The sequence below is a fragment of the Algihabitans sp. genome (assembly GCF_965226985.1).
Lineage (GTDB): Bacteria > Pseudomonadota > Alphaproteobacteria > Kiloniellales > DSM-21159 > Algihabitans.
In genome coordinates this window covers 4392436-4399262 of record NZ_OZ245712.1, presented here as the reverse complement: position 1 = coordinate 4399262, position 6827 = coordinate 4392436, and the positions used below count along the sequence as shown (strand labels likewise).

The 6827-nt window shown below is 65.1% G+C and carries 9 protein-coding genes; 2 read left to right on the top strand and 7 right to left on the bottom strand.

Annotated features, from left to right (window positions below; genetic code table 11):
- Positions 1 to 31: 31 nt before the first annotated feature.
- Positions 32 to 565, top strand: coding sequence for a class I SAM-dependent methyltransferase (locus ACO054_RS20220; protein WP_421708390.1), 534 nt, complete (start codon positions 32 to 34; stop codon positions 563 to 565).
- 51 nt (positions 566 to 616) lie between these two features.
- On the opposite strand, the gene ACO054_RS20215 is transcribed toward ACO054_RS20220, so the two are convergent.
- The 3 genes from ACO054_RS20215 to ACO054_RS20205 form a co-directional block, all read right to left on the bottom strand.
- Complete coding sequence (locus ACO054_RS20215) at positions 617 to 1471, bottom strand: carbon-nitrogen hydrolase family protein (RefSeq protein ID WP_421708389.1); 855 nt, start codon at positions 1469 to 1471, stop codon at positions 617 to 619.
- Positions 1468 to 1734, bottom strand: coding sequence for a glutaredoxin 3 (gene grxC / locus ACO054_RS20210; protein WP_421708388.1), 267 nt, complete (start codon positions 1732 to 1734; stop codon positions 1468 to 1470). Before grxC ends, ACO054_RS20215 begins: the two co-directional genes overlap by 4 nt.
- 103 nt (positions 1735 to 1837) lie before the next feature.
- Positions 1838 to 2623, bottom strand: a complete 786-nt coding sequence (locus ACO054_RS20205) for a ComF family protein (protein WP_421708387.1) — start codon at positions 2621 to 2623, stop codon at positions 1838 to 1840.
- A 50-nt stretch (positions 2624 to 2673) separates the two neighbouring features.
- Between ACO054_RS20205 and ACO054_RS20200 the strand changes: the two genes are divergently transcribed.
- Positions 2674 to 3594 carry a methyltransferase domain-containing protein gene (locus tag ACO054_RS20200; protein WP_421708386.1) on the top strand — a complete coding sequence of 307 codons (921 nt, stop codon included), beginning with the start codon at positions 2674 to 2676 and terminating at the stop codon, positions 3592 to 3594.
- A 40-nt stretch (positions 3595 to 3634) separates the two neighbouring features.
- On the opposite strand, the gene ACO054_RS20195 is transcribed toward ACO054_RS20200, so the two are convergent.
- From ACO054_RS20195 to ACO054_RS20180, 4 genes are all read right to left on the bottom strand, one after another.
- The gene (locus ACO054_RS20195) at positions 3635 to 3940 is read right to left on the bottom strand and encodes a ribbon-helix-helix domain-containing protein (protein WP_421708385.1); all 306 of its coding nucleotides are present in this window, start codon (positions 3938 to 3940) and stop codon (positions 3635 to 3637) included.
- Positions 3941 to 4067: 127 nt separating this feature from the next.
- Positions 4068 to 4526 carry a (deoxy)nucleoside triphosphate pyrophosphohydrolase gene (locus ACO054_RS20190; protein ID WP_421708384.1) on the bottom strand — a complete coding sequence of 153 codons (459 nt, stop codon included), beginning with the start codon at positions 4524 to 4526 and terminating at the stop codon, positions 4068 to 4070.
- 5 nt (positions 4527 to 4531) lie between these two features.
- Positions 4532 to 5728 carry a bifunctional glutamate N-acetyltransferase/amino-acid acetyltransferase ArgJ gene (gene argJ, locus ACO054_RS20185; RefSeq protein ID WP_421708383.1) on the bottom strand — a complete coding sequence of 399 codons (1197 nt, stop codon included), beginning with the start codon at positions 5726 to 5728 and terminating at the stop codon, positions 4532 to 4534.
- Between the two features lie 57 nt (positions 5729 to 5785).
- On the bottom strand, positions 5786 to 6655 hold the full coding sequence (locus ACO054_RS20180) for a peptidylprolyl isomerase (RefSeq protein ID WP_421708382.1): 870 nt from the start codon (positions 6653 to 6655) through the stop codon (positions 5786 to 5788).
- Positions 6656 to 6827 lie beyond the last annotated feature (172 nt).

The window sequence follows — 6827 nt, the reverse complement described above, 5'->3', positions numbered from 1 at the left end:
ATGACTCACCCCCGGAAGGATCGACAGGCGCATGCAAACGCTCGCTTCAGCGCATTCCGGTCTCGCACCGTCCGCCTGGATTTGCCGCTTTGCCCCGCTGGTCCCTCGCAGCGGGCCCGTGCTCGACCTGGCCTGCGGCAGCGGTCGACACCTGCGCCTGTTTCTGGCACGCGGCCATTCCGTCACGGCGGTGGACAAGGATCTTTCAGGTCTGTCGGATCTCGGCGGCGCTGCCGGCTTGGAAAGGCTGGAACTAGACCTGGAAGATGGCCGTCCCTTTCCATTGAGTGATCGCCGTTTTGCAGCCGTTGTCGTCACGAACTATCTGCATCGCCCGCTGCTGCCCGCCCTGGTCGAGGCGGTCGCGCCCAGCGGCCTGCTGCTCTACGAGACCTTTGCCGAAGGCAACGAACGCTTTGGCAGACCGAGCAATCCGGACTTTCTGCTGACCCCGGGCGAACTTCTGGAAACTGCACGCGGCCGTCTGCGCGTCCTGGCCTACGAAGACCTGGAGGTCGCGACACCCAAGCCTTCCTGCGTACAACGCATTGCGGCGATCTGTTAGAACCAGCGGGTTCGCCACGCGCCTGCGTTTACCCGGATCCGAGGCGGCCCTCTACTCTCCCGCCTGTCGCAGCGAGGGGCCATCGGGGGACGCAAAGGAACGGTCGTGGCTCAAGGCCGGCACCATGGTGCGGGCTTCCTCGACCTTGCTCAGGTCGATGTCGGCCGTCACGACTCCCGGCTGCTCGCCTCCGTCGGCCAACACCTCGCCCCAAGGAGCGACGATCAGGCTGTGACCGTAGGTCCGGCGCCCACCGGCATGCTCGCCGCACTGGGCCGGCGCGATCACGAAACAGCCGGTTTCGATTGCGCGGGCACGCAGCAGAACATGCCAGTGAGCCCGACCGGTGAATTCGGTAAAGGCGGCGGGTACGGTCAGAACATTCGCCCCCGCCTTGGCCAGCGTGCGATAAAGTCGGGCGAAGCGCAGATCGTAGCAGACGCTCAGCCCCACCCTCGCCCAAGGCAGGTCAGCCACCACAGCCTCCGTTCCCGGCTGGAAGGCTGCGGATTCCCGATAGCTCTGACCGTCGGGAATATCGACGTCGAACATATGAATCTTGTCGTAGCGCGCCGCGATGGCTCCGGAAGGCGCGAACAGGATCGAGCGGTTCGCACAGAGGCTATCGGTCAGCTTGACGGTCAAGGAACCGATAAGCAGCCAGAGCCCGCGATTGGCCGCCACTTCGGAAAAAGCCGGAATCGCCGGATGAGTGTCCTCGCTCTCGGCCTCCGCCAGCATGCGCGCCTTCTTCGGCTCGATCTGAGTCGTATTTTCGGGAGTGGCCACGAAGGTCGCGCCTGCGTCGGCCGCCCGATCAATGAGCGCTACGGCGTCGGCAATATTGGGACGCAGCTCCCGACCGGAGGTCATCTGGACGCAAGCGGCTCGAAAGGCCGTCGTCATGTCGCCTGCCCTTGTAGCAGCGGATCGAGCTTGCCGTCGGCCTCCAACTCGTAGAGCTCGTCGCAACCGCCGACATGGTAGCCGTCGATAAAGATCTGCGGTACCGACGTGCGGCCCCCTGCGCGCTCGACCATCTCCGCCTTGCGTTTCGGATGGGTCAGCACGTCGATCTCGTCGAACTGCTGCTCTTTCAGCTTCAGAAGCTTCTTAGCTCTGTAGCAGAAAGGACAAAAGAGATTGGAGTAGACCTCGATCTTCGCCATGGGGCCTCCAGAGTTCCCGAGATTGGGCATGATATGGGTAATCGACCGCATTTGTCAGGGCGCTGTGGGTCAAAGGTGAATTTCACCCGCTCTGTGAGGTAAATCACCCTTGGTGCGGCCGAACCGCGCGCGCGAGGGTCAAGACGTCCACTCGTGCGGCGCCGGCCCGCTTGAGGACCTTGGCACAAGCTTCTAGGGTGGCGCCGGTCGTCATTACGTCGTCCACCAGCAGAACCTTTGCCCCAGAGACTCCTGCACGACAGCGCGTAGCGACCAGGAAAGCGCCGCGAACATTGCGCTGACGCTGGGCTCGGCTGAGCTTGCCTTGGCTCGGTGTATTACGCCGTCTCACAAGCAGATCCGGAACGACCGGCTTGCCGCTGAGACGCCCGAGCTGATGGGCAAGCAGGGCCGCTTGATTGTAACGCCGGCGCAGCAACCGCCAGCGATGCAGCGGAACCGGAACGATCAGATCGCAAGCTTCGAGTTGCGCCGCACCGGCCCGCGCCATCCAGCGCGCGAAGGCCGGCGCAGCCTCGGTTCGGTCAGCATGCTTGAAGCGTAGCACAAGCGAACGGGACGCGTCGTCGTAGCGCATCACTGCACGTGCCCGGTCGTAGGCCGGCTGCGCCCGTGCGCAAGCACCGCAGAGCGCGCCCGGCCCCGGATCCACCTCGAAGGGCACTCCACAGCAGGCGCATAGCGGCGACGCGATGAAATCCGCGGCCTGCCAAGCATCGGGGCTCAACTGGCCCGGCCGGTCTACCGGCGCATTGGTCACGAGGCAGCGCGGTGGCAGAAGCGCGTCCAAGACCACCCGACTCAAGGCCGCCACTCCAGGCACTGCGAGGTCGACCACCAACCGGCGCAACCACAGTGCGGCCTTCATGCTTGGCCTCTGCCGTATCTTGCGCCATATCCGAGGTCATGGCGGATAGCATGCAGGTTTTCGATCGGGCGGCCGTGCGCGCCCACCGCGAACGCAGCGCGGCCTCCTGGCCGCAACACGACTTTCTGAAGCGGGAGGTTGCCGAACGCCTGCTCGACCGATTGCGCGACATCAATCGTAGCTTTGACGTCGCTCTGGATCTCGGCTGCCACGGCGGCACCGTCGCACAGCTTCTGCCCGGCATCCAAAAGGTGGACCGGCTGATACAATCCGATGTCGCGGCCGCGATGGCCCGGCAGGCCGCCGGGACGGGATGGCCGGCGTTGGTCGCCGACGAAGAGGCTCTGCCCTTTGGCCCGCAAAGCTTCGACTTGGCGCTCTCGGTCCTGAACCTGCATTGGGTCAACGACTTGCCTGGCACGCTGCTGCAACTCCGCCACAGCCTCAAGCCTGACGGTCTGTTTCTCGGTGCGTTGCTTGGGGGAGAGAGCCTGCATGAATTGCGGGTAGCCCTCATGGAAGCGGAACTTGAACTGACGGGCGGGCTCTCGCCGCGAATCAGCCCCTTCGCGGAGGTGCGCGACTGCGGCAGCCTTCTGCAGCGTGCCGGTTTCGCCTTGCCGGTCGTCGATCAGGACGAAATCACGGTGACCTACGGCGACCCCTTCGGCTTGCTGCGGGATCTGCGCGGCATGGCGGAAACCAACGCGGTTCAAGAGCGCCCGCGCGGCCTTTCGAGGCGTGCGTTGTTTGCACGTATGGCGGAGATCTACGCTCAACGCTTCGCCCAACCGGACGGCCGGATCCCAGTTACCTTCCAGATTCTCTACATGACGGCCTGGGCACCGCATGAGGCCCAGCAGCAACCGCTGCGCCCTGGGAGCGCCACGACGCGGCTGGCCGATGCGCTCGACACGGTGGAACGGGCTGCCGGCGACAAGGCGAACCCTGCAAGACGTCCAGGGGCCTAGAGCCCCATTCGGCAAGACGGGTCGTCCGGCCAAGAGTCGGTCAGGAAGACGGCGAGGCGTGACTGGCCTGCCGATGCCCTTGCTCCGTAGCCGCCTCCTGAAAGTAGGCCAGCAGGAAGACGCGAACGGCAGCCGTCAAGGACCCCTTGGGATCCCGGGTGCGGTCGATTTCGCTGCAGAGAACGGAGGGCGTCACCGCCTCTCGGTTGCAGACCTCTGCGAACGCCTCCCACATCGCCGGCTCAAGTCGCAAGGAGGTACGCCGGCCGCGAACAGTGACGTTTCGACTGACCAACGTACTGTCGGTTCTTGTGTCTTCGCGCGTTCCATCGCGGGACCGCTGCATGCACGCCTACCGCCCTCTGCTATCCGAGATAGCGTTAACCTTGCGCGCTCGTCCTATGCGAGCAAGCGACCCATGGCTGCATAATAGATATTCTTTTTCGCCTGTAAGGACAGGTCGTCGACCAGTGTTACAAGAGGTCGCGCAGCAACGGGATCAGGGGCAGATCGGCGGGCGGCATGGGATAGTCGGCCAGCCGGACGGGAACCACCCAAGCCAGACGCTGCCCCTCGCGCGGTTCCGGCCGTCCGTTCCAGACCCTGCAGGCGAAGAGGGGCATCAGCAGATGGAAATCATCGTATCCGTGGCTCGCGAAGGCGATCGGGGCCAGACAGGAATTACGCGTTTCGATTGCCAGTTCTTCCTGGAGTTCACGCACCAACGCCGCCTCCGGCGTCTCGCCGGGATCGACCTTGCCGCCTGGGAACTCCCACAAACCGGCCATCGACTTACCGGGCGGTCGCTGCGCGATCAGAACCCGGCCATCGGGATCGACGAGAGCGGCCGCCGCGACGAGCACGATCGGCTTGCCGCCGGTCTGCCGTGGCTGCGCCTGCCAGCAGCCCCCCGGCTGCTCTGGACTGTCCATCGCGGCTAGCTCCGGTAGTCGGCGTTGATATCGATATAGCCGTGCGTGAGGTCGCAGGTCCAAACCCGCGCGGCGCCTTGGCCAAGCCCGATATCGACTTCGATCTCGATCTCCCGGCCCCGCATGTGCGCCGCAACCGGCGTTTCGTCGTAGTCGGGCACCCGCTCTCCGTCGCGAGCGATGACGACGCCCCCGATCGAAATCGCAAGACGGTCGCGGTCGACCGCTTCGCCCGACTTGCCGACGGCCATCACGATGCGCCCCCAATTGGCGTCTTCGCCGGCAACCGCGGTCTTGACCAAGGGCGAGTTGGCGACGGCCAAGCCGATACGCCGGGCCGCGGCAGCGTCCAGCGCGCCAAGCACAGAGAGGGTGATAAGCTTCTGGGCGCCCTCGCCGTCTCTCGCGACGAGCTGTGCCAGCTCTATGAGAAGAGCGTCGAGGGCGGCGGCAAAGTCTGCAAGACGCACATCATCGGCCGAAACGGCGTCGCAGCGACCCGCCGAGCCGGTCGCGAAGAGCAGAACGGTGTCGCTGGTCGAGGTATCGCCATCGACGGTAATGCAGTTGAAGGAGCAGTCGACCGCGCGAACCAGGAGCGCTTGGAGAACATCCGGCTGCAGACCGGCATCGGTCGCAACGAAAGACAGCATGGTCGCCATATCGGGAGCGACCATGCCGGATCCCTTGGCGATCCCGGTCAGAACGACAGGCCGACCGTCGATCTCACAGCGCCGCGTGGCGGCCTTCGGAAAGGTGTCGGTGGTCGTGATGGCGCCGGCCGCTCGGCCCCAATCCAACTCGCCGAGACCATCGGCGGCGGTGCGGATAGCCGCGACCATCCGATCGTCCTGCAGCGGTTCGCCGATAACACCGGTCGAAGCGAGGAAGACCTGCTCGGGAGGACAGTCCAAAGCCTCCGCCACGGCCTCGGCCGCGCGCTCGACGCTTCTGCGGCCACGGCGACCGGTGAAGGCGTTGGCATTGCCCGCATTAACCAGCAAGGCTGCAGCGCGTCCGGCGGGAAGATGGGCCTTGCACCACTCGACGGGTGCCCCCGGCGTTTGCGAGCGCGTCAAGGTCCCGGCAACGCTCGCGCCCTCGGGAAAGTGCAGCAGGAGAAGATCGTCGCGTCCCTGGTACCGGAGACCGGCGGCCAGAGCGATCCCACGTAGGCCGCCCACAGCCTCGAGCTCAGGCATGCTTCCTGGCGCCAGCGGCGATCGGGCCAACTTCATCGGCGTCGTCCCGGACACTCGTTACTCGACTGGAGGCTCGGCTCCGGGCTCTGCGGGCGCTTCCGGCTCCACGACCTCGATCTCCGCACCCTCGCGCAGCTCGGACAGATGCGCCTGGATCGCGTCCTGCTCCAACTGTTGGCGCAACTGGGGTTCCAGGTCTGCGAGGCTCGGCGGCTCATTGGTGCGCTTGTCCTCGACCAGGATCACATGCCAGCCGAACTGGGTCTGAACGGGTTCGGCCGTGTAGGTCCCCGGGTCCAGGCTGAAGGCAGCCTCGGCGAAGGGCGCGACCATCTGGCCGCGCTGGAAGTAACCGAGATCGCCGCCGTTCTCGCCGGTCGGCCCCGTCGATTTCTCCTGCGCCAAGGTCGCGAAATCGGCACCGCCATCCAACTGGCCGATAATCTCCACAGCCTCGGCCTCGCTCTGTACGAGGATATGGCGCGCCCGCACCTCTTCCGGGGGATTGTCGGCTAGATAGGTGTCGTAAGCCTGCTGGAGCTCGGTCTCGGTGACAGCGTCCTCAGCCAGCCTTTCGAGATAGGTTTGGCGCATTACGTCGCGCGCGATGACCTCGATCTGTTCCTGCACCTCCGGGTCCTCCCGAAGCCCGGCCTGCTCCGACGCCTTTAGGATCAGTTCGAGATCGATGGTGCGCTCGATCATGGCCGGCATGTTGGAAAAGGCCTGCATCTGCACGTTCTGCGGCAAGCGTCCAATCATCTCCAGCACGTCGGAGACGCGAATCTCGGCGCCGTTGACCACAGCGACCACTTGATTCTCGTCGTCACCGGACTGCGCCTGTGCAGGAGAAATCAAGGCAGGCGCAGCAATGACTGCGAAAAGCACGGCGAAAGCTGAGGCCGCGGCGCAGCGGAAGACGGACATGCGGAACTCCCGGTTCGGGTCGATTGAGCCTCCCCGGCTAGGGGGCCAAGTCTTGCAACGACGGCAAAATGGCCCCCGCAGGGAGGGCGGCACCATACAGCAGCACTTTTGCGGCGCAAGTGCGGCCGTTTGCCGAGGTCCGGAGCCAAGATTGCGCAGCCGGCTCTTCCGG